This window comes from Pseudomonas sp. FeN3W (assembly GCA_030263805.2).
GTDB classification, from domain to species: Bacteria; Pseudomonadota; Gammaproteobacteria; order Pseudomonadales; family Pseudomonadaceae; genus Stutzerimonas; species Stutzerimonas stutzeri_G.
The window spans coordinates 2,856,432-2,879,506 of the sequence record CP136010.1 but is presented as its reverse complement, the minus strand read 5'-3'; the positions used below and the strand labels follow the sequence as shown (position 1 = coordinate 2,879,506).

The 23,075-nt window shown below is 66.3% G+C and carries 19 protein-coding genes; 3 read left to right on the top strand and 16 right to left on the bottom strand.

From position 1 onward, the window contains the following. Window positions 1–35: 35 nt before the first annotated feature. Together P5704_013630 and P5704_013625 are read right to left on the bottom strand one after the other, a co-directional pair. On the bottom strand, window positions 36–701 hold the full coding sequence (locus P5704_013630; GenBank protein WOF77105.1) for a methionine ABC transporter permease: 666 nt from the start codon (window positions 699–701) through the stop codon (window positions 36–38). After that, the gene (locus P5704_013625) at window positions 701–1,708 is read right to left on the bottom strand and encodes a methionine ABC transporter ATP-binding protein (protein WOF77104.1); all 1,008 of its coding nucleotides are present in this window, start codon (window positions 1,706–1,708) and stop codon (window positions 701–703) included. The genes P5704_013630 and P5704_013625 overlap by 1 nt, the downstream gene beginning before the upstream one ends. A 264-nt stretch (window positions 1,709–1,972) precedes the next feature. Here P5704_013625 and katE point away from each other — a divergent pair, with 264 nt between their 5' ends. Continuing rightward, window positions 1,973–4,108: a catalase HPII gene (katE, locus tag P5704_013620; GenBank protein WOF77103.1), complete on the top strand. Its 2,136-nt coding sequence runs from the start codon at window positions 1,973–1,975 to the stop codon at window positions 4,106–4,108. A gap of 140 nt (window positions 4,109–4,248) precedes the next feature. Here katE and P5704_013615 read toward each other — a convergent pair whose 3' ends face one another. Genes P5704_013615 through zur form a run of 4 tightly spaced genes read right to left on the bottom strand, consistent with a single transcriptional unit; the run spans window position 4,249 to window position 6,792 of the window. Next, window positions 4,249–4,746, bottom strand: a complete 498-nt coding sequence (locus tag P5704_013615; protein WOF77102.1) for a M48 family metallopeptidase — start codon at window positions 4,744–4,746, stop codon at window positions 4,249–4,251. After that, window positions 4,743–5,528, bottom strand: a complete 786-nt coding sequence (gene znuB, locus P5704_013610) for a zinc ABC transporter permease subunit ZnuB (protein WOF77101.1) — start codon at window positions 5,526–5,528, stop codon at window positions 4,743–4,745. Before znuB ends, P5704_013615 begins: the two co-directional genes overlap by 4 nt. An 8-nt stretch (window positions 5,529–5,536) precedes the next feature. Continuing rightward, window positions 5,537–6,310, bottom strand: a complete 774-nt coding sequence (gene znuC, locus P5704_013605; protein ID WOF77100.1) for a zinc ABC transporter ATP-binding protein ZnuC — start codon at window positions 6,308–6,310, stop codon at window positions 5,537–5,539. After that, window positions 6,307–6,792: a zinc uptake transcriptional repressor Zur gene (gene zur / locus P5704_013600; protein WOF77099.1), complete on the bottom strand. Its 486-nt coding sequence runs from the start codon at window positions 6,790–6,792 to the stop codon at window positions 6,307–6,309. Before zur ends, znuC begins: the two co-directional genes overlap by 4 nt. A 64-nt stretch (window positions 6,793–6,856) precedes the next feature. On the opposite strand from zur, the gene P5704_013595 reads away from it, so the two are divergent. Continuing rightward, window positions 6,857–7,882 (top strand): zinc ABC transporter substrate-binding protein, encoded by a 1,026-nt coding sequence (locus P5704_013595; protein WOF77098.1) that lies wholly within the window; start codon window positions 6,857–6,859, stop codon window positions 7,880–7,882. Window positions 7,883–8,015: 133 nt separating this feature from the next. Here the strand turns inward: P5704_013595 and P5704_013590 are convergent, their stop codons facing one another. Further along, complete coding sequence (locus P5704_013590; GenBank protein WOF77097.1) at window positions 8,016–9,341, bottom strand: aspartate aminotransferase family protein; 1,326 nt, start codon at window positions 9,339–9,341, stop codon at window positions 8,016–8,018. Between the two features lie 189 nt (window positions 9,342–9,530). On the opposite strand from P5704_013590, the gene P5704_013585 reads away from it, so the two are divergent. Next, window positions 9,531–11,024 carry an aldehyde dehydrogenase gene (locus P5704_013585; protein WOF77096.1) on the top strand — a complete coding sequence of 498 codons (1,494 nt, stop codon included), beginning with the start codon at window positions 9,531–9,533 and terminating at the stop codon, window positions 11,022–11,024. 101 nt (window positions 11,025–11,125) lie between these two features. Here the strand turns inward: P5704_013585 and P5704_013580 are convergent, their stop codons facing one another. From P5704_013580 to P5704_013540, 9 genes are all read right to left on the bottom strand, one after another. After that, on the bottom strand, window positions 11,126–12,529 hold the full coding sequence (locus P5704_013580) for a glycosyltransferase family 2 protein (protein ID WOF77095.1): 1,404 nt from the start codon (window positions 12,527–12,529) through the stop codon (window positions 11,126–11,128). Further along, window positions 12,526–13,650 carry a HEAT repeat domain-containing protein gene (locus tag P5704_013575; protein WOF77094.1) on the bottom strand — a complete coding sequence of 375 codons (1,125 nt, stop codon included), beginning with the start codon at window positions 13,648–13,650 and terminating at the stop codon, window positions 12,526–12,528. Before P5704_013575 ends, P5704_013580 begins: the two co-directional genes overlap by 4 nt. Next, window positions 13,640–14,776: a YaiO family outer membrane beta-barrel protein gene (locus P5704_013570; GenBank protein ID WOF77093.1), complete on the bottom strand. Its 1,137-nt coding sequence runs from the start codon at window positions 14,774–14,776 to the stop codon at window positions 13,640–13,642. The genes P5704_013575 and P5704_013570 overlap by 11 nt, the downstream gene beginning before the upstream one ends. Next, window positions 14,773–15,162 carry a response regulator gene (locus P5704_013565; GenBank protein ID WOF77092.1) on the bottom strand — a complete coding sequence of 130 codons (390 nt, stop codon included), beginning with the start codon at window positions 15,160–15,162 and terminating at the stop codon, window positions 14,773–14,775. The genes P5704_013570 and P5704_013565 overlap by 4 nt, the downstream gene beginning before the upstream one ends. Beyond that, window positions 15,159–18,035 (bottom strand): CHASE3 domain-containing protein, encoded by a 2,877-nt coding sequence (locus P5704_013560; GenBank protein ID WOF77091.1) that lies wholly within the window; start codon window positions 18,033–18,035, stop codon window positions 15,159–15,161. Before P5704_013560 ends, P5704_013565 begins: the two co-directional genes overlap by 4 nt. 132 nt (window positions 18,036–18,167) lie before the next feature. Then, window positions 18,168–19,805, bottom strand: coding sequence for a diguanylate cyclase (locus tag P5704_013555; protein ID WOF77090.1), 1,638 nt, complete (start codon window positions 19,803–19,805; stop codon window positions 18,168–18,170). After that, on the bottom strand, window positions 19,798–20,184 hold the full coding sequence (locus P5704_013550; protein ID WOF81233.1) for a response regulator: 387 nt from the start codon (window positions 20,182–20,184) through the stop codon (window positions 19,798–19,800). The genes P5704_013555 and P5704_013550 overlap by 8 nt, the downstream gene beginning before the upstream one ends. Next, window positions 20,184–22,595 (bottom strand): PAS domain S-box protein, encoded by a 2,412-nt coding sequence (locus P5704_013545; GenBank protein ID WOF77089.1) that lies wholly within the window; start codon window positions 22,593–22,595, stop codon window positions 20,184–20,186. Before P5704_013545 ends, P5704_013550 begins: the two co-directional genes overlap by 1 nt. 75 nt (window positions 22,596–22,670) lie before the next feature. Further along, window positions 22,671–23,057, bottom strand: a complete 387-nt coding sequence (locus P5704_013540) for a response regulator (GenBank protein WOF77088.1) — start codon at window positions 23,055–23,057, stop codon at window positions 22,671–22,673. Window positions 23,058–23,075 lie beyond the last annotated feature (18 nt).

Here is a 23,075-nt window from a genome sequence, read left to right as displayed (position 1 = left end):
GCGGGGTGCGAAGGTTCGCTCGCCCTGGTTGCGGTTCATTTACGCGAAAAGTGGGTAACCAGCCGGTCGCCGACGCTTTGCAGCACCTGCACCAGTACCAGCAGCAGGACCACGGTGACCACCATCACGTCGGTCTGGAAACGCTGGTAGCCGAAGCGGATGGCCAGGTCGCCGAGGCCGCCGGCACCCACCACACCGGCCATCGCGGTGTAGGAGACCAGGGTGATGGCGGTGACGGTGATGGCGGCGATGATGCCCGGACGCGCTTCCGGCAGCAATGCGCTGAAGATGATCTGCCGCGTCGTCGCGCCCATTGCCTGGGTCGCCTCGATGATGCCGCGGTCCACCTCGCGCAGGGCGGTTTCCACCAGGCGCGCGAAGAATGGCGCGGCACCCACCACCAGCGGCGGGATCGCCCCGGCCACGCCCAGCGAGGTGCCGGTGATCAGCACGGTGAAGGGGATCATCACGATCAGCAGGATGATGAACGGCAGCGAGCGCAGCACGTTGACCACGAACGACAGTGCGGCGTACAGCGGGCCGTTCTCGAACAGCTGGCGCGGACCACTGAGAAACAGCAGCACGCCCAGCGGCAGGCCGAGGATGATGGTGAACAGCAGCGAGCCGCCGAGCATCAGCAGGGTGTCCAGCGTCGCCAGCCAGATTTCGTACCAATCTACGTTGGTGAACAGAGCATCCATCAGCGCAATACCTCCACGTGCACGTCGGCCGCCTGCAGTTGTGCCATTGCCGCTGCCATGTCACCGCCGATCAGCGCCAGGGTGAGCTGGCCGTAGGGGGTGTCCTTGATGCGATCGATGCGTCCGGAAAGGATGCTGTAGTCGACCCCGGTTTCACGGGCGACGGTGCCCAGCAGCGGCTTGTAGGTGGCGTCACCCTGGAAGGTCAGGCGCAGGATGCGCCCCGGCACATGGGCGAAATCGTCGTGCAGCTCGCTTTCGTCCATCGCCTCGTCTTCCAGCACGAAGCGCTGGGTGGTCGGGTGCTTGGGGTGCAGGAACACTTCGGTGACCGGCCCCTGTTCGACGATGGCACCGGCGTCCATCACCGCGACGCGGTCGCAGACGCGGCGGATCACATCCATCTCGTGGGTGATCAGCACGATGGTCAGCTTCAGCTCGCGGTTGATCTCGGCCAACAGTTGCAGCACCGATGCGGTCGTCTGCGGATCGAGGGCGCTGGTGGCCTCGTCGCAGAGCAGGATGCTCGGCTCGGTGGCCAGTGCCCGGGCGATACCGACGCGCTGCTTCTGGCCACCGGAGAGCTGCGCCGGATACTTGCGCGCGTGCTCCTTGAGGCCGACGCGATCGAGCAGGGCGGCGACGCGCGCATCGATCTCGCTGCGCGAGCGGATGCCGGCCAGACGCAGCGGCATGGCGACGTTGTCGGCCACGGTCTTGGACATCAGCAGGTTGAAGTGCTGGAAGATCATGCCGACGCGCTGACGAAAGCGCCGCAAGCCGTCGGCATCCAGCGCGGTGACGTCTTCGCCGTTGACCAGGATGCGCCCGCCGGAGGGTTCCTCGAGGCGGTTGATCAGGCGCAGCAGGGTGCTCTTGCCGGCGCCGGAGTGGCCGATCAGGCCGAAGACTTCACCGGAGGCGATCTCCAGCTGCGTCGGTTGCAGGGCGGGGACGTCCCTGCCGCCGGTCCGATAGGTTTTGTGGACTTGATGGAATTCGATCACGGGCGAACCTTGTGGGTGCGGCGTTCGTTGCCGGGATATTCGGCGAAAGCCGGGCATTCTACCCGTTTGCCGGCCGGGTCGCTCGAATGTGCCCATTCGATTGGCTGAATATATCGCTGCCATAGGCAATGCAAATCGTCGCAGGCGGCAACCTTGCGGCGATCGATGGGGTCACTAACCGGTACGCCGTGAATCGATCACGCATCTGGCCAGCTCCCGGCCCGATCGTTCGCGGTTCAGCTAACCGGCTAACCGAGGCCCATCATGACGCATAAGACCCCCAAACAGAGCGAGCTCGCCGGCACCGACACCGTCGACCGCGGCAATCACAACGCCAAGCTCGATCAGCTGGAAGAGTTTCGTAGCGATGCCACCGGCGAGGCGCTGCGCACCAATCAGGGCGTGAAGATCGCCGACAACCAGAACACCCTCAAGGCCGGCGACCGTGGGCCCTCGCTGCTCGAAGATTTCATCATGCGCGAGAAGATCACCCACTTCGACCATGAGCGCATCCCCGAGCGTATCGTGCATGCCCGCGGCGCCGCGGCGCACGGCGTGTTCCAGAGCTACGCCGATCACAGCTGGCTGACCAAGGCCTCGTTCCTCGCCGCCGAAGGCAAGGAGACGCCGGTATTCGTGCGCTTCTCCACCGTGCAGGGCTCGCGCGGCTCGGCGGACACCGTGCGCGACGTGCGCGGCTTCGCCACCAAGTTCTACACCGACGAGGGCAACTTCGACCTGGTCGGCAACAACATGCCGGTGTTCTTCATCCAGGACGCCATCAAGTTTCCGGACTTCGTCCACGCGGTGAAACCCGAGCCGCACAACGAGATCCCGCAGGCGCAATCGGCCCACGATACCTTCTGGGATTTCGTCTCGCTGACGCCTGAGTCCGCACACATGGTGCTCTGGACCATGTCCGACCGCGCCCTGCCGCGCAGCTATCGGGCGATGGAAGGCTTCGGCGTGCACACCTTCCGCCTGATCAATGCCGAGGGCGTCAGCCGCTTCGTCAAATTCCACTGGAAGCCGGTGGCCGGCGCCTTCTCGCTGGTCTGGGACGAAACGCTGAAGATCGCCGGCAAGGACCCGGACTTCAACCGCCGCGACATGTGGGAGTCCATCGAGATGGGCGACTACTTCGAGTGGGAGCTGGGCGTGCAGGTGGTCGAGGAGGCCGACGAGCACAAGTTCGACTTCGACCTGCTGGACCCGACCAAAATCATCCCCGAGGAGCTGGTGCCGGTGCAGAAGCTCGGCAAGATGACCCTCAACCGCAACCCGGACAACTTCTTCGCTGAGACCGAGCAGGCCGCCTTCCACATCGGCCATATCGTGCCGGGCATCGGCTTCACCAACGACCCGCTGCTGCAGGGCCGGCTGTTCTCCTACACCGACACCCAGCTGCTGCGTCTCGGTGGGCCGAACTTCCACGAAATCCCGATCAACCGTCCGCTGTGTCCGTTCCACAACAACCAGCGCGACGCCTTCCATCGCCAGACGATCAACAAGGGCCGCGCCAACTACGAGCCCAACTCGGTCGACAGCGGTTGGCCCAAGGAAACCCCGCCGGCGGCCCAGGGCTGCGGCTTCGAGAGCTATCCGGAGCGCGTCGAGGGGCACAAGATCCGCAACCGCAGTGAATCCTTCGGCGACCACTTCTCCCAGGCCACGCTGTTCTGGAACAGTATGAGCGGCCCGGAGAAGGAGCACATCATCGGCGCCTACACCTTCGAGCTGGGCAAGGTGGAGCGGGTGTTCATCCGCGAGCGCCAGGTCAACGAGATCCTCGCCAACATCGACCTGGAGCTGGCCCGCCGTGTCGCCGAGAACCTCGGTCTGCCGGTGCCGAGCGCGCCGACCGTGACGCCGAAGACGCCAACCCCGCAGGATTCGCCGGCGCTGAGCCTGATGAACCATGCACCGGGCAATATCAAGTCGCGCAAGGTGGCCATCCTGGTAGCCAACGGCGTCGATGGTGCGGCGATCGATGCATTCAAGGCCAAGCTGGCCGAGCAGGGCGCGCTGGCCAAGATCATCGGCCCGTCGCCGGCTCCAGTGAAAACGGCGGACGGCAAGATGCTGCCGGTCGATGCCGCGATGGACGGCATGCCCTCGGTGATGTTCGACGCGGTGTTCGTCCCCGGCGGTGCCGATGCCGCGGCGGCCATGGCCAAGTCCGGCGAGGCCAAACATTACGTGCTGGAGGCCTACAAGCATCTGAAACCCATCGTGGTGCTCGGTGCAGCGCGGCCGCTGTTGGCGTCGCTGAACCTCACCTCCGATGCCGGATTACTGGAGGGCGATGACGTCGATGCGGTGTTCGGCAACTTCGCCCAGGCGCTCGGTCAGCACCGGGTATGGGCTCGTGAGGCCGCAGCGGAAGCGATTCCGGCATAACGGGTCAGCGTAGGGTGGATGGCTGAAGCCATCCACGCGGATGAGGCGGCAGGTCCGGCATGAGGCGAAACCAGGCGCTGACGCGTGGAAAATCGCTTCGCGAGTTTTCCACCCTACGCAAGTTCCAGCCGGGCGGCTGGTCAGCTGTCCTGCAGCTCCCGCCAGTGCAGGAACAGCCGCAGGTCGAACTCGATCTGCCCATAGCCGGGCAGCATGTGCTCGCACAGCTTGTAGAAGGCGCGGTTGTGCTCGCTTTCGCGCAGGTGGGCGAGCTCGTGCACCACGATCATCTGCAGAAATTCCGGCGCCGCCTCGCGAAACAGTGCGGCGACGCGGATTTCCTTCTTCGCCTTGAGCTTGCCGCCCTGTACCCGCGACACCGCGGTATGCAGGCCCAGCGCACGATGGGTCAGGTCCAGGCGATTGTCATAGAGCACCTTGTCGATCGGCGGCGTGCTTTTCAGGTACTCCTGCTTGAGCGTTTGCACGTAGCCGTACAGGGCTTTGTCGCTCTGCACCTGATGCCGGCCGGGATAGCGCCGCTGCAGATAGTCGCCCAGACGCTGCTCGGCAATCAGCTGGCGCACTTGCGTCAGCAACGGCTCGGGGTAGCCGCGCAGGTACTTGAGATCGGTCATGCGCGCTTCGGCCAGGCGAAGCTGAGCAGGAACAGCGCGGCGGCGCTGACCACGATGGACGGCCCGGCCGGGGTGTCCTCGAACCAGGACAGCGTCAGGCCCAGGCATACGGCGACGATGCCCAGCGTGCTGGCGCCCAGCGCCATCTGCTCCGGGGTGCGCGCATGGCGTTGTGCGGCGGCGGCGGGAATGATCAGCAGCGAGGTGATCAGCAGCACGCCAACGATCTTCATCGCCACGGCGATCACCACGGCGATCAGCAGCATCAGCGCCAGGCGGATGCCGGCCACCGGCAGCCCTTCGACCTTGGCCAGCTCTTCGTGCACGGTGATCGCCAGTAGCGGTCGCCACAGCGGGATCAGCATCAGCAGCACCAGGGCGCTGCCGCCGATGATCCAGGCCAGATCGCTCGGCCCGACCGCGAGCAGATCGCCGAACAGATAGCCCATCAGGTCGATGCGCACGTCATCCATGAAGCTCAGCGACACCAGGCCCAGCGACAGCGTGCTGTGCGCGAGGATGCCGAGCAGCGTGTCCGAGGCCAGGGGCTGGCGCTGCTGCAGGGTCACCAGCAGCAGGGCGAGCAGCACGCAGCCGACGGTCACCGCCAGGGTCAGGTTGACGTCCAGCATCAACCCGAGGGCGACGCCGAACAGCGCGGCGTGTGACAGCGTGTCGCCGAAATAGGCCATGCGCCGCCAGACGACGAAGGAGCCGAGCGGGCCGGCGACCAGCGCCAGGGCCAGGCCGGCGAGCAGGGCGTTGAGAAGGAAATCAGGCATTGCGCAGGCTATCCGTGTTTACAGTCGGGGCCGTGGACGTGGGGCTTTCCGGTCACCACGCTGCCGTGCAGATCGTGGCTGTGGTCGTGCTGGTGGTGGTAGATCGCCAGGCTGCGTGCATCCTGACCGAACAGCTCGACGAAGGCCGGGTCGCTGCTGACCTGTTCCGGGTGCCCCGAGCAGCAGACGTGGCGGTTCAGGCAGACCACCTGATCGGTGGCACTCATCACCAGGTGCAGGTCGTGGGAGACCATCAGCACGCCGCAGCCGTAGCGGTCGCGCAACACACCGATCAACCGGTACAGCTCGGCCTGGCCGGCGACGTCGACACCCTGCACCGGTTCGTCCAGCACCAGTAGTTCGGGCTCGCGCAGCAGCGCGCGGGCGAGCAGCACGCGCTGCATCTCGCCGCCGGAAATCTTCTGCAGCGGGCTGTCGATGACATGCTCGGCCCCCACTTCGTCCAACGCTGCCAGGGCGCGGGCGCGGTCGACACCGGGCACCAGGCGCAGGAAACGCAGTACCGACAGCGGCAGGGTGGCATCGACGTGCAGCTTCTGCGGCATGTAGCCGACGCGCAGCTTCGGCTTGCGCCAGACCTGGCCGCGATCGGGTTTCAGCAGGCCGAGTACGGCGCGCACCAGCGTGGTCTTACCGGCGCCGTTGGGGCCGATCAGGGTGACGATCTCGCCGCGATGCACCTGCAGTTGCGCGCCTTCCAGCACGTTCTGGCTGGCGAAGCGCACGTGGATGTCATCCAGCCGCAGCAGCACCTCGCTCATGCGGCTTCCCGGCAGTTCGAGCAGAGGCCGACCACTTCCACGGTCTGCCCCTCGACGGTGAAGCCGACGCTGCCGGCGGCGGCGTCGATGGCCTCGGCGATGGCCGGGCGCTCCAGCTCGATGGCGGTGTGGCAATGACGGCAGATGAGGAACTGGCCCTGGTGCGGATGCTCCGGATGGTTGCAGCCGATGAAGGCGTTGAGCGATGCGATGCGATGCACCAGGCCGTTCTCCAGCAGGAAATCCAGCGCGCGGTAGACGGTGGGTGGTGCGGCGCGGCGGCCGTCCTGCTCGCTCAGCACGGCGAGGATGTCGTAGGCGCCGAGCGGCTTGTGGCTCTGCCAGACCAGCTCCAGCACGCGCTTGCGCAGGGCGGTCAGGCGCACGCCCTGGCGCGCGCAGAGGCTATCGGCTTCGGCCAGCGCGTGGCTGACGCAATGGTCATGGTCGTGGGGCGTACAGGCCAGCGGGGTCTTGGACATGAGCGGCGACGTGTTGGGGTAGAGACGTTATTATGTACCAATTCCCTCCGTACGAGTGACGCCCGTGAATCGTCTTTTCTCTCTTCCCTTGTTGGCGGCGCTGGTTGCCGGCGCCGCGTCCGCCCACGCCGAGGTTCGTGTGCTGACCAGCATCAAGCCGCTGCAGCTGATCGCTGCGGCCGTGCAGGATGGTGTCGGTGAGCCTGATGTGCTGCTGCCTGCCAGCGCTTCGGCGCATCATTATTCGCTGCGTCCGTCCGACGTACGGCGCATCCGCGATGCTGAGCTGTTCTACTGGATCGGTCCGGATCTGGAGAGCTTCCTGCCGCGCGCGCTGAGCGCTCGCGAAGGCACGACCGTGGCGGTGCAGGACCTGCCGAAGCTGACCCTGCGTCGTTTTGGCGATGCGCACGTGCATGACGCGGCTGAGCATCACGATCACGACGATCACGACGATCACGACGATCACGACGATCACGACGGCCATGACCATGATGCTCACGGGCATGAAGAGGCCGCGCATGGCGAGACCGCCCATGCCGACGAGCACGACCACGACCATCGCCCGGGCACGCTCGATGCGCACCTGTGGCTGCTGCCGGCCAATGCGCTGATCATCGCCGAGCGCATGGCGGCTGACCTGGCCGTCGCCGATCCGGCCAATGCACAGCGCTATCAGGCCAACTCGGCGGCCTTCGCCCGGCGCATCGAGGCCCTCGACACACGCCTCAAGCAGCGCTTCAACCAGGTGCAGAACAAGCCATTCTTCGTTTTCCACGAGGCCTACGACTACTTCGAGGCGGCTTACGGTCTGCGCCACGCCGGCGTGTTCAGTGCCGGTGGCGAGTCGCAACCCGGCGCCCGGCATGTGGCGGCGATGCGCGAGCGGCTGCAGCAGGCCGGGCCGAGCTGCGTGTTCAGCGAACCGCCGGCGCGTCCGCGTCTGGCCGAAACCCTGACTGCCGGGTTGCCGGTGAAGATGGCGGAACTGGATGTGCTGGGCATCGGCTTGCCGACGGACGCCAAAGGTTACGAACAGCTGCTCGAAGGTTTGGGCGATACCCTGGCCGACTGCCTGGAATCGCTGTAACACCCATGACCTGTAGGTTGCGGTTGAGGCGCGCAGCGCCGAAGCCCAACTCATGCCGAAGCGTTGCCTGGCACATCGTTGGGCTTCGCTGCGCTCAACCCAACCTACGCCCACCTACGTGAGGGCCGGTCTTTCAGCCGGCTTGGCGGATGCCATCGGCGAGCTGCGCGATCATCGTGTCGATCTGCGGTTTCTCGACGATCAGCGCCGGCGACAGCGCAATGGTGTCGCCGCTGGCGCGTACCAGCAGGCCCTTCTCGAAGCACTCGCGGAACATCTCGTAACCGCGCTTGCCGACGCCATCGGCATGGGCGGCGAACTGGATACCCGCGACCAGCCCGACCGTGCGGATGTCGATCACGTTGGGCAGGTCCCTGAGGCTGAACAGCGCTTCCTGCCAGTAGGGCTCCAGGTCGATGGCCTTCTGGAACAGGTTTTCCTGCTGATAGATCTGCTGGGTCGCCAGCGCCGCCGCGCAGGCCACCGGATGCCCTGAGTAGGTGTAGCCGTGGAAGAACTCGATGACGCTTTCCGGCCCGTTCATGAACGCATCGAACAGGTGGTCGGCGACCAGCACCGCGCCCATGGGGATCGCGCCGTTGGTCAGCCCCTTGGCGCAGGTGAGGATGTCCGGCGTGACGCCCCAGCGCTGCGCGGCGAAGGCTTCGCCGACGCGACCGAAGCCGGTGATGACCTCATCGAAGATCAGCAGGATGCCGTGCCTGGCGGTGATCTCGCGCAGCCGCTGCAGATAGCCCACCGGCGGCAGGATCACCCCGGCCGAGCCGGACATTGGCTCGACGATCACCGCGGCGATGTTCTCCGCACCATGCAGCGTCACCAGTCGTTCCAGTTCATCGGCGTGCTCCACGCCATGCTCCGGCAGGCCGCGGCTGAAGGCATTGCGCTGCAGATCGAGGGTGTGCGGCAGATGATCGACACCCGGCAGCATCGGGCCGAAGGCGCGGCGGTTGTTGGCCATGCCGCCGACCGACATGCCACCGAAGCCGACGCCGTGATAGGCCAGCTCGCGGCCGATCAGCCGCGTGCGCGAGCCCTGACCGATGGCACGCTGATAAGCCAGAGCGATCTTCAGCGCGGTATCGGCTGATTCCGATCCGGAGTTGGTGAAGAACACCCGGTTCAGGCCTTTGGGGCTGATGGTGGCGAGCTTCTCCGCCAGCTCGAAGGGCAGCGGATGGCCCATCTGGAAGGTCGGGGCGAAATCCATCTTGGCGATCTGCTTGCTCACCGCCTCGCTGATTTCGCGGCGCCCATGGCCGGCATTGCAGCACCAGAGCCCGGCGGTGCCGTCGAGCACCTGACGGCCGTCGCTCGCCGTGTAGTACATGCCCTCGGCGCTCTCCAGCAGACGCGGCGTGGCCTTGAACTGGCGGTTGGCGGTGAAGGGCATCCAGAAGTGATCAGGCGAGGCGTTGGGATGGAAATCCTGGGACATGGGCTGGCTCCGGGTGGCGAGCAACTATGCTGCGGCAGCGAGCCGCAGGGTTTTCATCGAGTCTATGTTTAATAAAACGAACAAAACAAGGCGATTGGCCGGCCGTTCGTAAAAAATATTGATAGGGTCCGCACCGCTGGTTTAGGGTGCCTTTTCCACAGTCCGAAGATCTGACAGAGAGGATGCACCATGCCCACCCTGACCCTCGCCGACTGGCAACAGCGTGCCCGCGACCTGCACATCGAAGGTCGCGCCTTTATCCAGGGTGGATATTGCGCCGCGGTGGACGGTGGCCAGTTCGACTGCATCAGCCCGGTGGACGGACGGCTGCTGGCGCAGGTCGCCAGCTGCGACCAGGCCGATGCCGAGCGTGCGGTGGCCAGCGCCCGTGCTGCATTCGAGGCCGGCAGCTGGTCGCGACTGGCACCGGTCAAGCGCAAGGCGGTAATGATCCGCTTCGCCGATCTGCTGGAAGCCAACCGCGAGGAGCTGGCGCTGCTGGAAACCCTCGACATGGGCAAACCGATCGGCGACTCGCTGGCGGTGGACATCCCCGGCGCCGCGCGGGCGCTGCGCTGGAGCGGCGAGGCGATCGACAAGATCTACGACGAGGTGGCGGCCACGCCCCATGACCAGCTGGGCCTGGTTACCCGCGAGCCGGTCGGCGTGGTGGCGGCCATCGTGCCGTGGAATTTCCCGCTGATGATGGCCTGCTGGAAGCTCGGCCCGGCGCTGGCCACCGGCAACTCGGTGGTGCTCAAGCCCTCCGAGAAGTCGCCGCTGACCGCCATCCGCATCGCCCAGCTGGCGATCGATGCCGGCATCCCGGCCGGCGTGCTCAACGTCCTGCCGGGCTACGGCCACACCGTCGGCAAGGCGCTGGCGCTGCACATGGACGTCGATACCCTAGTGTTCACCGGTTCCACGCGGGTCGCCAAGCAGCTGATGATCTATGCCGGCGAATCGAACATGAAGCGCGTCTGGCTGGAGGCCGGAGGCAAGAGCCCGAACATCGTTTTCGCCGACGCGCCCGACCTGCAGGCGGCAGCGCAAGCCGCGGCTGGCGCAATCGCCTTTAACCAGGGCGAGGTCTGCACCGCCGGCTCGCGGCTGCTGGTGGAGCGTTCGATCAGGGAGCGCTTCCTGCCGATGGTGGTCGAGGCGCTCAAGGGCTGGAAGCCGGGCAATCCGCTGGACCCGGCGACCAACGTCGGCGCGCTGGTGGATACCCAGCAGCTCAATACCGTGCTCGGCTATATCGACGCCGGTCGCGAGGCGGGAGCGCAGGTGCTGATCGGCGGCCAGCGTACGCTGGAGGAAACCGGCGGGCTGTACGTCGAGCCGACCATCTTCGATGGCGTGAGCAACGCGATGAAGATCGCTCAGGAGGAAATCTTCGGCCCGGTGCTCTCGGTGATCACCTTCGACAGCGCAGAGGAAGCGGTGGCGATCGCCAACGACACGCCCTACGGCCTGGCTGCGGCCGTATGGACCGCCGACCTGTCCAAAGCGCACCGCACCGCGCGGGCGTTGCGCGCCGGCAGCGTGTGGGTCAACCAGTACGACGGCGGCGACATGACGGCGCCGTTCGGCGGCTTCAAGCAGTCCGGCAATGGTCGCGACAAGTCGCTGCACGCCTTCGACAAGTACACCGAGCTGAAGGCGACCTGGATTCAGCTCTGACGTCATCCGTAGGGTGGATGTCGCTTTTTACATCCACCTTGTCGCACAGCCATGGTGGATCGATGAAGCGTGATCCACCCTACGGTTTTCTGAGCGTTCAGCTAGCTTTGCCCCCACTGCCCGCTGCGGCGCATCGCGCCCCACTGGTGCTTGCGCCGGGAGAACCATTGCCAGAGCCCACGGCAGCGCCAGACGGTGTTCAGCTGGCGGTAGCCGAAGTTCTCCAGCACGGCCATCAGAAACAGCTGCAGCATGTCGCGCCGGCGGTTGTAGACGCGGAAGGACATGGTCTCCAGCAGCAGGCCGTTGACCGATAGCAGAATGCCCATGCCAATCGCCACCAGCAGGAAGGCCGCCAGCGCCGCGTAGGACACCACCCCGAAGGCGAACCCGGCGAGCATGAAGCCGTAGCCGACCAGCTCGATCAGCGGGCCGACCCATTCGAACAGTGTCATGAACGGCCAGGCCAGCCAACCCGGCGTGCCGCCACGCCGACTGAAGGCCAGCCGCGCATGGCGGCTCAGGCTTTCCGCCAGGCCGCGTTGCCAGCGGCTGCGCTGGCGGCCGAGAGTGCCGAGGTCTTCCGGGCATTCGGTCCAGCAGATTGGATCGGGCAGGTAGCGGATGCGGTAGGGGATGCGCTTCTCGCGATGATAACGGTGCAGCCGCACCACCAGCTCCATGTCCTCGCCGACGGTATCGGTGCGATAGCCGCCGATCGCCATCACCCGTTCGCGGTCGAACAGGCCGAAGGCACCGGAAATGATCAGCACGGCATTGAGCGGCGACCAGCCGAGGCGGCCGAAGAGAAAGGCGCGCAGGTACTCGACGATCTGGAAGCGCGCCAGCCAGTTGCGTGGCAGCCCGGCCTGGATCAGAAAGCCGCCACGCACCTGCGAGCCATTGGCGATACGCACCGTGCCGCCCGCGGCAATGGTGCGCTCGTCCTCGAGGAAGGGCTGCACCACGCGCAGCAGGCTGTCGCGCTGCAGGATCGAGTCGGCATCGACGCCACAGAACAGGCCGTAGCGCGCGGCATTGATACCGGCATTCAACGCATCGGCCTTGCCGCCGTTGGCCTTGTCCACCACGCGCAGGTTGGCGTAGCGGCGCGAGCGGTAGATGGCCTGCACCGGTTGATGAGCCACCGCCTGGCGTAACGGCTCGGGGTGCGGCACCAGGTCGAATTCCTCGATCAGCACGGCGAGCGTGTTGTCCTTCGACCCATCATTGATCACCACGATCTCGAACTCGGGGTATTGCAGCTGCAGCATCGAGCGCACCGAGGTGCGGATCGTCGCTTCCTCGTTGAAGGCCGGCATGAGCACCGACACCGGTGGTTCGACGCCGAGATAGGGCGCCAGCTCGCCGGTTTCCGCGCGCTGGCGGATATAGCCCATCAGGCTGGCCATCGACAGCAGGTTGAGCAGCAGATACATGCCGTTGAGCAGCAGGAAATAGAGGATGAATGCGACCTGCAACCACCACAACCAGGTTTCGGTCACCGGCGCACCTCCGCGATGGCCCGCCGCAACGCGTCCTTACCGTAACGATCATGAACCTGCTCGAGCAGTTGCTGCAGGCCTTTCGGCGTTGCGCCTGGCAGCGTCGCCAGGCTGTCGGCCGCGGCCTGGCGCACCCACCAGCTGCTGTCGGCGAGCAGTGGCAGGAACAGCTCGCCGTCTTCCCAGCGCGCCTGCTTGTGCAGCGCCTGTAGCGCAGCCAGGCGTACGCTGTCCTGCTGGTGTTCGAGGGCACGCAGCAGGCGCGGGCGATCACGCGGATCGCCGAGCTCGTACAGGCAGCGCAGCGCCACCTGCAGGTATTCCGCGGGCGCGCCTTCGTCCAGACGGGCTCGCGCCCAAGGCGCAGCATGGCGCGGATCACCCTGCGTCAGCAGTGGAACCAGACGCTCCCGGCGCGGATCTTCCGAGGAGGCCAGCACGATCAGCAGGGGCGTGGTCACGGCCTGTTCGCCAGCCTGCTGGCAGAGGCTGATCAGCCGCGGCAGCGCCCAGTCGGGGCGATTCACCGCCGCCGGCAGGATCAGCTGCATGGCTTTGCTGGCGTCCATCGCTACCAGGGTCTGGGCGGCGGAGAGGGCGACGATGGCGTTGCGGTTGAGCAAGAGCGGCTGCACCGCGCCCCAGTGCGCCGGATCCGCCAGATGGCGCAGACAGGTCAGGCCGATCAGCTTGCTGCGCACCCGTCCGCGCAACAGGGCCAGTGCCTGACGATCCATGCCCAGGGTGATCAGCGCGCGGTTCATGCGCTCGCGCGCGGCGCCGCGCAGCTGCAGCTGGGTGCGGTTCCACTGCAGCAGGAACCAGAGCTGATGCCGCCGCGGCAGCGGCGCATGGCTGGTCGGCAGTTCGTCGCTGAGGCTGCAGAGGGCGAAGAAGGGCCGCCACTGTTCGTTGAATTGCTGACGGCGCACGGCGCGCCGGCGCGACAGCTCGCCGAGCAGCAGCACCTGCAGTAGCACCAGCAGGGTCAGCGCACCTAGGCCGAAGGCGCAGTACAGTGCCAGCTGCAGCATGCGATCTTCCGGCCAGACACTCAGCCAGAGTCGACCGGGTACCTCGCACAGCCAGGGCGGGCAACCGGCCAGCCATTCAGAACGCATGTCGCAGGCCGAGCTGCAGCCATTGCCGGTCGTAGTAGCTGCCCTGCTGGTGATAGCCAACCTCCCAGCTCAGCGCCCAGCGGCTGTCGAACCAGTGGCGACCCTGCAGGCTGACGGCGCGCACGTCGCTGGTGATCAGCTGCTGTTCCTCTACCGCCTCTTCCTCGCCGACGGTCAGGCGCAGGCCGGCGTAGCTCAGGCCATGGTAGTAGTAGTCCAGCGCCAGGTCATGGCCGATCGGCGTGCCGGCATTGGCGACATCGGTGACATTCAGCGTGTAGCCGGCGCGCCAGGCGTTCCAGTAGCGTTCGGCGCTCAGCGCCAGGCGGTCGACCCGGGTGGTCTCGTATTCGGTGCGGCGGACACTGACGGCGCCGAGGTAGCCGTCCGGCAGCCGCCGCTGCAGGCGCAGATCGGCATGCCATTCGGGGAGGAAATACGGCGATGGCTGGTAGCCGACCTCCGGTTGCAGGGTCCAGTTCTCGTCCAGCGCAATGACGACGCCGGCTTCCACGCCCTCATCCCACTCGCCGAAGCGTTGCTCGCGGGTGAGCGCGCCATACCAGCCGAGGCCTTCCGGTTTCGTCGAGGCGTAGTCCAGGCGCTGGCTGCGCCAGTTGTCGAAGCCGCTGTCGAGCCAGTCCTGGCGGGCGGAAATTTCCAGTTCGTGGCGCCGCCTGGTCGCGGCATCGACCACCGGAACTGGTGTCGCCGCACTGCTGGGCACAGTCAGCGCGGCACGAGCCTGCTGGATCACCTGCTGCACCTCGGCATAGTCCGGCGCGAGCTGGGCGGCGCGCTCGAGCGAAGCCAGCGCACGTTGTGGATGGCCGGCCCAGAGCAGTGCCTGGCCCTCGCCGAGCAGGTAGTCGGCGTTGTCCGGCTGTTGCTGCAGCAGGTGGCGATAGATCGGCAGCGCCCGTTCCGGACGGCCTTGCCAGCTCAATATGCGGGCGAGCAGGAACTGCGCCGCGGTGTCGTCCGGCTGCTTGGCCAGATGAGCCTGCAGCGTGGCTTCGGCAGCTTCCAGTTGTTGCGCCTGGACCTGCCGCTCGGCGGTGGCGACATCCGCCAGCGCCGCACCGCAAGGCAGCGCCAGGGCAAGCAGCATGACCGCTCGCTTCATCGGCGACCCCTCAGCAGTCGGCGAATGCGTGCCAGCAGTTCTTCCGGCTGGAAGGGCTTGGTCACGTAGTCATCGGCGCCGAGCTCCAGCGCGCGGACGATGTCCACCTCGCGCGCCTTGGCGGTCAGCATCAGCACCGGCACGCTGTGCCAGCCGGGTTGCGCCCGCAGCCGTTCGATCAGCTCGAGGCCGTCGTGGTAGGGCAGCATGATGTCCATCAGCGTCAGGTCCGGCGGCTCGGCCTGGGCGAAGTGCTCCAGGGCCTGGCGGCCATCGGCGGCGTGGTCGACGACGAAGCCGTGACGTTCGAGCATGTAGCGGATGAGAAAGGCGATGTCCTCTTCGTCTTCCACCATGAGAATGCGTTTGCTGGCGGATTCGCTCATGGATGAGCCTCGTCGGTTTCGTGAGTGTGCCCCGGCGGCCAGTGTTGCAGCAGGTGCTGGATCAGCCTGGCCAGCTCATCGCCGTCGTGACGGGATTTCACCAGTTGGCGCAGCGCCAGGCGGTTGTCCTGAATCGGGGTGTCGAGCGCGGAAAAGATGATCACCGGTGGTGGCGGGACGCTCTGTGCCAGCTGGTCGAACAGCTCGGTGCCCTGGCCGTCCGGCAGCATCAGGTCGATGATGGCCAGGTCGAAGGTCTGTGCCGCGATCAGCTCGCGGGCGTCGTGCAGCGTCGCGGCGCCGGAAAGGTCGACGTCGAGCGCGGCGATCTGCCTGGCCAGCAGGACCCGCAGGTCGTCGTCGTCCTCGACGTGCAGGATGCGTGGCTTGTGCCCGCCGAGCTGCAGGCAGGCGCGGATCACGTCCATGACTCGTGAGGGATCGATCGGTTTGTGCAGCCAGTCGATCACACCCACCGCGCCGCCGCGCAGCGTGCCGTCGTCGTTGTCGCGGCGCTGCGGCTGCAAGCTGACGATCAGCACCGGCAGGTTGCGGTAGTTGTGCTGGCTGCGCAGGCTCTGCAGGAAAGCCGCGCTGTTCTCGTCATCCAGTGCCGGGCTGAGGGTCAGTGCCTCGACGTCGAACTTCAGCAACAGCTGGCGTGCCTCGGCTGCGCTCCCACTGATCAAGGTGGCGTAGCCATGTTGCTGCAGCGCTGTGGCCATCTGCTCGGCGGCCCGCGTGTCCGGCTCGAGGATGAGGATCAGCGGCGCGTCGTCACCCTGAGCGGCTCTGGCCCGTGGTGCGGCGGGTCGCTGCAGGGGCGCTGCGGATTGCTCCTCCAGTGGCAGCTGCAGCCAGAAGCGCGAGCCGTGGCCTTCCTGGGAGTCGAAACCGATCTGCCCGTGCATCTGCTGCACCAGCGAGCGGGTGATCGCCAGGCCCAGCCCGGTGCCGCCACGTTGGCGGGCGTCGGAGGAGTCGGCCTGGGCGAAGCGTTCGAAGATCCGCCCGCGGAAAGCCTCGGGAATCCCCGCCCCGTGATCCTGTACACCGAGTTCCAGCACGTTGTCGTGGTGACCAAGATCGACCGTCACGCTGCCGCCGGCGGGGGAATGCTTGATCGCATTGGACAGCAGGTTGGCCATCACCTGGGCGAAGCGGTCGGGGTCGACCATGGCGTCGCTCGACCGCGACTCGTCGCCGCTCACCAACGCGAGGCTGACGCCGTAGTCGCGGGCGTACGGCTCGATGTCCGACAGCGCCTGCTGCACCAGCGCGCGCACGTCGTGGCGGCCGAAGTTGAACGCCAGGCGCCCGGCTTCGAGCTTTTCGATGTCGAGGATGTCGTTGATCAGGCGCACCAGGCGTTCGCTGTTCTTGTGCGCGATATCCAGCAGCGGGCGGGCGTCGTCGCCGATATGCCCGGCGATACCGCCGATCAGCATGCCGAGCGCGCCGCGGATGGCGGTCAGCGGCGTGCGCAGTTCATGGCTGACGGTAGAGATGAATTCGGTCTTCATCTGCTCCATGCGTCGGCGCAGTGAGATGTCCACCGCTACCGTGACCACATGGCAGGTGCGTGCCGAGATCCGCAGCGGTCGCTTGACCACCTGGAACCAGTGCTCCGTGCCATGGGCATCGGTCAGCGCAACCTCGCTACTGCGCAGTTCGCTGCTGCCTCCCGCCAGCTCGGCCAGCTCTTCGTCACCCAGCAGCAGCGGCTGCAGCCGCACGGCTGACGGCACTTCATCGGGGCGACGCTGCTCGATGTCCTGCGGGCGCACGTTCAACAGCGTCGCGAGCGCCGAATTGCAGAGCAGGAAGCGACCCTGGGCGTCGCGAACGAAGATCAGGTTGTCGTCGGTGTCGACCACCCGGCGGAGGAACACCTGCTGATCGTGCAGGCTGTCGCGGTTGCGCTGCAGTTCGCTGACGTCGCGCGCGATGGCCAGATGGTCGCCCAGCCCGGTGGGCATCAGGCGCACCTCGAAGGTGCGCTGGGTCTGCAACTCGCACCAGGTCTTCTGGCGTAGTGCGCCTTCGTCGGTCTGATTGAGCAGCTCGACGAGCAAGGGTTCGATCGCTTCCGGTGGCGGCGCGCGGCGCGGGGTGCCACGCGAAATGCTGGAGACCTGCTGCCGCTCATCGACCGCGTAGAGATGGTCCGGGATGGCCTGCAACAGCGCTCCGAGACGTGCCTCGCCGGCCTGGGCACCACGGGCGAGCTGCTGGCGAATCTGCAGATTTCGCTGCAGGGCCCAGAAGGCGGCCAGGAACAGTCCGATCACCACCAGTGTGCCGATCAATGCCAGCCGTTGAGCGCGCTCGGTGGTGCGTGCCACGGCTTCGCTGGCGGCGGCCAGGTGGCTGCGCTCGTGCTGCTCGACGGCGTTGAGCAATGCGCGCAGGCGGTCCATCAGCAGGTGCCCGCCGGCCTTGCGTAGACGCTCCACGGCAGCCTGCAGCCCGGCTTCGCGGCGGGTCTGTATGTTGCCTGCGGCTACTTCGAGGCGTTCGGCGATGGTCGCATCGAGCGTCTGGAACCAGCGCCGATCGGGAAAGTGGCGCCCCTCGACCTGGCGCTGCAGGCTGCGCCGGTTGCCTTCCAGCTGTCTGAGGCCACGCTCGTAGGGCTCGAGATAGGTGGGGTCGCCGGTGAGGATGAAACCGCGCGAACCGGTTTCGATGTCCTGCAACGAAGAAAAGATCGCCTGGACCGAGGTGATGATTTCCAGGCTGTGACTGACCGAGCGATTGGTCTGCAACAGCGCTTCCTGCGTGCGCTTGCCTTGCCAGCCAAGCGCGACGAGCAACAGAAACGCAGCGAGAAAGGCGATTGAGTGCCAACCGATCGCGAGTCTTGCGGGCAAACCGGACTCCTTCCGACGGGGACGACTGCACAGAATCCCCAGTTGCCTCGCTACCGCGTGGTCACCGGGATGAGTTCAGTATAGTCAGACCTGCCCGGACCACCGCGGTTCGCCGCCGAAAGGGCCGGGCGCTCAGCGCTGGGCGATCTGCACCTGGTTGCGGCCATTGTGCTTGGCCACATACAGCGCCTGGTCGGCACGCTCGAGCAGCAGGCCAGCGGCGCTGTGACCGTCGGTTTCGCAGATGCCGGCGCTGAAGGTCACGCAGAACTCCTGGTCGCCGGCATTGAAGCTCAGCGCGGCGAAGCGCACGCGGATTTCGTCGAAGATGCGCCGCGCTTGCAGGGCCGAGCATTCGGGCAATACGGCGACGAACTCCTCGCCGCCATAGCGGCCGAGGCTGTCGATACGCCGCAGGCGCTGGCGCAGCAGGTTGGCCAGGGCGCGGATCACGTTGTCACCGGCGGCGTGCCCGTAGGTGTCATTGACCTGCTTGAAATGATCGAGATCGAGCATCACCACGCTGGCCGGTTTGCCGGTACGGGTGGTGCGCTGCACTTCCAGCGCCAGCTGCTCCTTGATATCGGCGTGCTTGAGCAGGCCGGTAAGGCTGTCGCGGGCCAGCGCGGTGCTCAGCGAGCGCGCACGCTGGGCATGGGAGTACACCGCGGCGACCAGCGCGGTGTCGCTGATCGGCTTGGTGATGAAGTCGTCGCCGGCCTTGAGCAGCGCTGCCATCTGCCGGTGGGTATCGGTCTCGGCAGAAAGGTAGATGATGGTCACCCGCAGCCATTCGTCATGCAGGCGGATCATCTGCGCCAGCTCCGGGCCGGAGCAGTCCGGCATGTTGATGTCCAGCAACAGCACCTCGGGATTGAAGCTGCGCATGGTGTCCAGCACGCGGGTCGGTTCGGTGAGGATCTGCACCTGCATCTGCGCGTTGCGCAGCACCAGGCTGTAGCGTGCCGCCAGTTCGGCGTCATCATCGACGATCAGCACGCGGAACGGCTCGCCCTGCTGTCGATCGAGGCAGCGCTCCAGGCTGTTTTCCAGCTGGGTGATGTCCAGCGGACGGACGAAGAAGCCCTGGGCCCCGGCGCGTACCGCGGCCAGCTGGCTGGCGAAATCGGCACGATCATGGATGACCAGCAGCGGCAGTGGTTGCTCGAGGCTTTGCTGCAGGGCGGCCAGCGCCTCGAAATCGCCTTCCTGTTCGACGCTGACGATCAGGGCGTCGGGCAGCTCATCGGCCACGGCCTCCTGCAGCGCGGCGAAACTGAGCCACTCGCTGACCAGATAGCCGAAGTTGCGCAGGGTCACCGCCATGCTGGCGCCCGCGACCGGATCGGCCTTCATCAGGTAGATGCGACAGCCGGGTGCCGGGTCCTCGTGATGTTCGGGCAGCTCCGCCGCGCCGTGGCGTTCCTGGCCGGGGGTTTCGCTGGCCAATTGCAGCACCGCGCGGGCGAAGGCCTCGGCCGCGCGACTGCCCGGCTTGGCCGAATCCAGCCAGCGGTCGGCACGTTGTTCGAGTTGTCTGGCGCGCTCCCCGAGCTTGGCGAAACCAAAGGTACCGGCGGCGCCGGCCAGACGATGCAGGCGCTCGCGGATGTTCAGCATCACCAGCCGGCGGCTGGCAGTGGCGCGAGTCTGCTGCAGATCCTGGGCGAGCGCGGCGAGGTCAATCAGGTCGGCCTGCAGCCGTTCGCCGAATTGCTGTTCCAGCTGCGCCAGCTGCTCCTGCAGCGCCAGGCGGGTGCGATCATCCATGCTCGGCCTCCCAGATCTGCCGCAGCTGGGTGGCAAGCTGCAGCGGATCGAAGGGCTTGCTCAGCACCTGGCGCACGCCGAGCTGGCGCAGCTCCTGCAGCCGTTCGGGCTGCAAGTGGCCGGTGAGAAACACCACGGGCGTCTGCTGCAGGTCGATCAGATGGGAGAGCTGGCGAACCAGCTCGATGCCGTCCATCTGCGGCAGCATCACATCGAGCAGGATCAGATCAGGGGCGAAGGCCTGCACCTGATCGAGCGCGGCCTGACCGGACTGGCAGCTGAGCACCTCGAAGCCGCCGAGCTTTTCCAGGGCGATACGCGTCACCACCTGGATGGACGGTACGTCTTCGACGTGCAGGATGCGCTTGAGCTGTTTCATCATGGTCTCTCCTTGGCCTGGCCTTGTGCGGGTAGTTCGAACCAGAAGCAGGCGCCACGGCCGGGCTCGGATTCGAAGCCGATCTGCCCGCCCATGTGCTCGATCAGCTCCTTGCTGATCGCCAGGCCCAGCCCGGTGCCGCCTTGCTGGCGGCTGTCGGACGAGTCGGCCTGGGCGAACTTCTGGAATACCCGCGCATGAAATTCGTCGGAAATGCCCGGGCCCTGGTCTCGGACGCTGACCCGGACCCGGCCGTCACTGAATTGGGCTGACAGTTCGACCTGCTCACCGGCCGGGGAGAACTTCGCTGCGTTGGAAAGTAGATTGCTCAATACTTGCTGCACACGCATGGCATCGACCGTCACGCTCACCGCCGGGCAGGCGCCGAGGTGCAGCTGCACGCCATGCCGCTCGGCGTAGCTGCCGTTACTACGCAGGGCCAGTTCCAGCAGGGGCGGCAGCGGTTGCTCGAGCATGTCGAAGCGCATCTTGCCGGCGTGCAGTTTTTCCATATCCAGCAGATCGTCGATCAGCGCGCCCAGGCGCTGGCTGTTCTGTTGGGCGATATCCAGCAACTCGAGCATCGATTCAGGCACTTCGCCCATGACGTTCGAACAGATCAGCGCCAGGGCGCCGGTGATGGAGGTCAGCGGCGTGCGCAGCTCGTGGCTGACGGTAGAGATGAACTCGCGCTGCAGGCGTTCGATGCGCTTGCGTTCGGTGATGTCGTGCATGACGACGACCGCGCCCAAGGGATGGCCGTCGGAACTGAACAGCGGATCGGCGTTGGAGAGCACATATCGTGGCGCGCCCTGACTCAGCAGGACCATTTCATGGTTGATGACATGCTCGCCATGTAGCGCACGGCGCAGCGGAATCTCTTCGGGCTGCAACGGCGTCATGCCGTCGGCGCGAAACAGTTGATAGCGCGTCGCCCACTGCTCCGGCGAGCCCGACTCGGCGTCAGCCCCATGCCACTGTTTAGCTTTCTCGTTGAACAGGGTCAGATTGCCCTCGGCGTCGCAGGCGATCACCGCTTCGCTCAGCGCTTCGAGCAGGCGCCGGTTCATTTCCTGCTGCTTGTCCAGCTCCAGCTGTTCGGCCTTGCGCGCGGTGATATCGGTGACGAAACCATGCCAGAGCACCGAGCCATCGACCTGTTGCAGCGGCGTGGCCCGCGCCTCGACCCAGATCAGCCCCTTGCGCGGGTGCTCGACGCGGTGCTCGCTGTGCCAGGGCGTGAGCTCGCTCGCCGCCTTGCGGATGCTGAGCAGCAGCGCGCTGCGGTCGGGCCCGTGGACCCGGCAGACGATCGGTGCGAAGCTGCTGGCCAGCTGTGCGGGGCTGAGCCCGTAGGTTTGCTCGACGCCTTCGCTGACGTAGGGAAAGCACGACGCCCCATCGGCGCGCCAGTGGAACTGGAAGAGCATGCCCGGGACCTGCGCGGCGATCTGCTGCAAGCGTAGTTGCAGCTGCTCCTGATAGGCCAGGTCGTAGGCGTTGACCAGGTAGCCGCGCAGGTGCTCCTGCTCGTCATGGATCGCGCTCACCCCCAGCAGCACCGGCACCTCGTTGCCGTTCTGGTGGCGCAGGCGCCATTCGGACATGTCGCGTCGACCGCGGTGCAGCGGCGCGGTCAGTACCGAGAAGTCAGCCTCGACCGGCATCTGCAACTCGCTGGAAAGCAGCAGCGCCCGGCGCTGCAGCGCCTCCGGGCGGAACAGCGCGGCGGTCAGCGGATGGCCGACCAGGGTCTGCTCGCTGTAGCCCAGCAGGCGCTCGGCGGTCGGGTTGACGCTGGTGACGATGCCGTCGGGACGGGTCACCAGTACGGCGCTGGAGGCGCTGTCGAGGATCGCCTGCTGCAACGCCGCCTGCTCGGCGTGGCGGTGCGCCAGCAGATGCTGCTCGAACAGGCGGATCACCTGACGCCCGAGGCGCTCCAGGGTCTCGCGTTGCTCCGGGCTGAGGCGCCGTGGCTGGCGGTCGATCACGCACAGGGTGCCGAGGTTGTAGCCATCCGGCGAAGTCAGCGGCGTGCCGGCGTAGAAGCGGATATGCGGGTCGCCGAGCACCAGCGGGTTGCTGCAGAAACGCGGGTCCTGCAGGGTATCCGGTACCTCGAAGATTTCGTCGCCAGTGATCGTGTAGGTGCAGAAGGAGATTTCCCGCGGGGTCTCGCTGACGTCGAGGCCGACCCGGCTCTTGAACCACTGGCGACGGTCGTCGACCAGCGAGATCAGCGCGATGGGCGTGTCGCAAATCTGCGCGGCAAGCGCGGTGAAGTCATCGAAAGCGCTGTCCTCGGGCGTGTCGAGGATTTCGTAGCGCAGCAGCGCTGCCAGGCGTGACAGCTCGCGTGGCTGGGCGGTGGATGGCATTGGCGTCGTGCTTTGTTGCGGTGACTCCATCGTCGCGCCTTGCTGGTTCGGTGGGAGGCATCCGGGTCGGCAGCGTGTCACGACCGGGGGATTAAGCAGTTCTGCCTAGTATCGGCCACTTAGCCAGATGCTGCGAATCTGCTCGGCCAGCTGCATAGGGTCGAACGGCTTGACGATCACGTCGCGCGCGCCCAGCTTGCGCAGGTGCTCAATCTCGCTCGGCTGCACCTTGGCGGTCATGAATGTTACCGGAATCCGTTCCAGGTCGATGCGCTCGCGCAGCCTGAGCAGCGTCTGCGGGCCGTCCATGCCCGGCATCATCACGTCCAGCAGGATGAAGTCGGGGGCGAAGGCTTCGACTTCCTCCAGCGCCTGTGCGCCCGAGGAGCAGGACAGCACCTGATATCCGCCAACGGCCTCCAGGGCCAGTTTGGTCACCGCCTGAATCGACGGATCGTCTTCAACGTGCAGGATGCGCCTGAGTTCGGCCATTGTGCCTCCGGGGGGTCG

Excerpts from the sequence above, each read along its gene's own strand:
- znuB (WOF77101.1), bottom strand. The coding sequence starts at position 5,528 with ATGCCTGATTTCCTTCTCAACGCCCTGCTCGCCGGCCTGGCCCTGGCG.
- P5704_013590 (WOF77097.1), bottom strand. The coding sequence starts at position 9,341 with ATGTCCCAGGATTTCCATCCCAACGCCTCGCCTGATCACTTCTGGATG.
- zur (WOF77099.1), bottom strand. The coding sequence starts at position 6,792 with ATGTCCAAGACCCCGCTGGCCTGTACGCCCCACGACCATGACCATTGC.
- P5704_013545 (WOF77089.1), bottom strand. The coding sequence starts at position 22,595 with ATGGAGTCACCGCAACAAAGCACGACGCCAATGCCATCCACCGCCCAG.
- P5704_013540 (WOF77088.1), bottom strand. The coding sequence starts at position 23,057 with ATGGCCGAACTCAGGCGCATCCTGCACGTTGAAGACGATCCGTCGATT.
- P5704_013630 (WOF77105.1), bottom strand. The coding sequence starts at position 701 with ATGGATGCTCTGTTCACCAACGTAGATTGGTACGAAATCTGGCTGGCG.
- P5704_013565 (WOF77092.1), bottom strand. The coding sequence starts at position 15,162 with ATGAGCGAATCCGCCAGCAAACGCATTCTCATGGTGGAAGACGAAGAG.
- P5704_013570 (WOF77093.1), bottom strand. The coding sequence starts at position 14,776 with ATGAAGCGAGCGGTCATGCTGCTTGCCCTGGCGCTGCCTTGCGGTGCG.
- katE (WOF77103.1), top strand. The coding sequence starts at position 1,973 with ATGACGCATAAGACCCCCAAACAGAGCGAGCTCGCCGGCACCGACACC.
- P5704_013615 (WOF77102.1), bottom strand. The coding sequence starts at position 4,746 with ATGACCGATCTCAAGTACCTGCGCGGCTACCCCGAGCCGTTGCTGACG.
- P5704_013585 (WOF77096.1), top strand. The coding sequence starts at position 9,531 with ATGCCCACCCTGACCCTCGCCGACTGGCAACAGCGTGCCCGCGACCTG.
- P5704_013550 (WOF81233.1), bottom strand. The coding sequence starts at position 20,184 with ATGAAACAGCTCAAGCGCATCCTGCACGTCGAAGACGTACCGTCCATC.
- znuC (WOF77100.1), bottom strand. The coding sequence starts at position 6,310 with ATGAGCGAGGTGCTGCTGCGGCTGGATGACATCCACGTGCGCTTCGCC.
- P5704_013575 (WOF77094.1), bottom strand. The coding sequence starts at position 13,650 with ATGCGTTCTGAATGGCTGGCCGGTTGCCCGCCCTGGCTGTGCGAGGTA.
- P5704_013555 (WOF77090.1), bottom strand. The coding sequence starts at position 19,805 with ATGGATGATCGCACCCGCCTGGCGCTGCAGGAGCAGCTGGCGCAGCTG.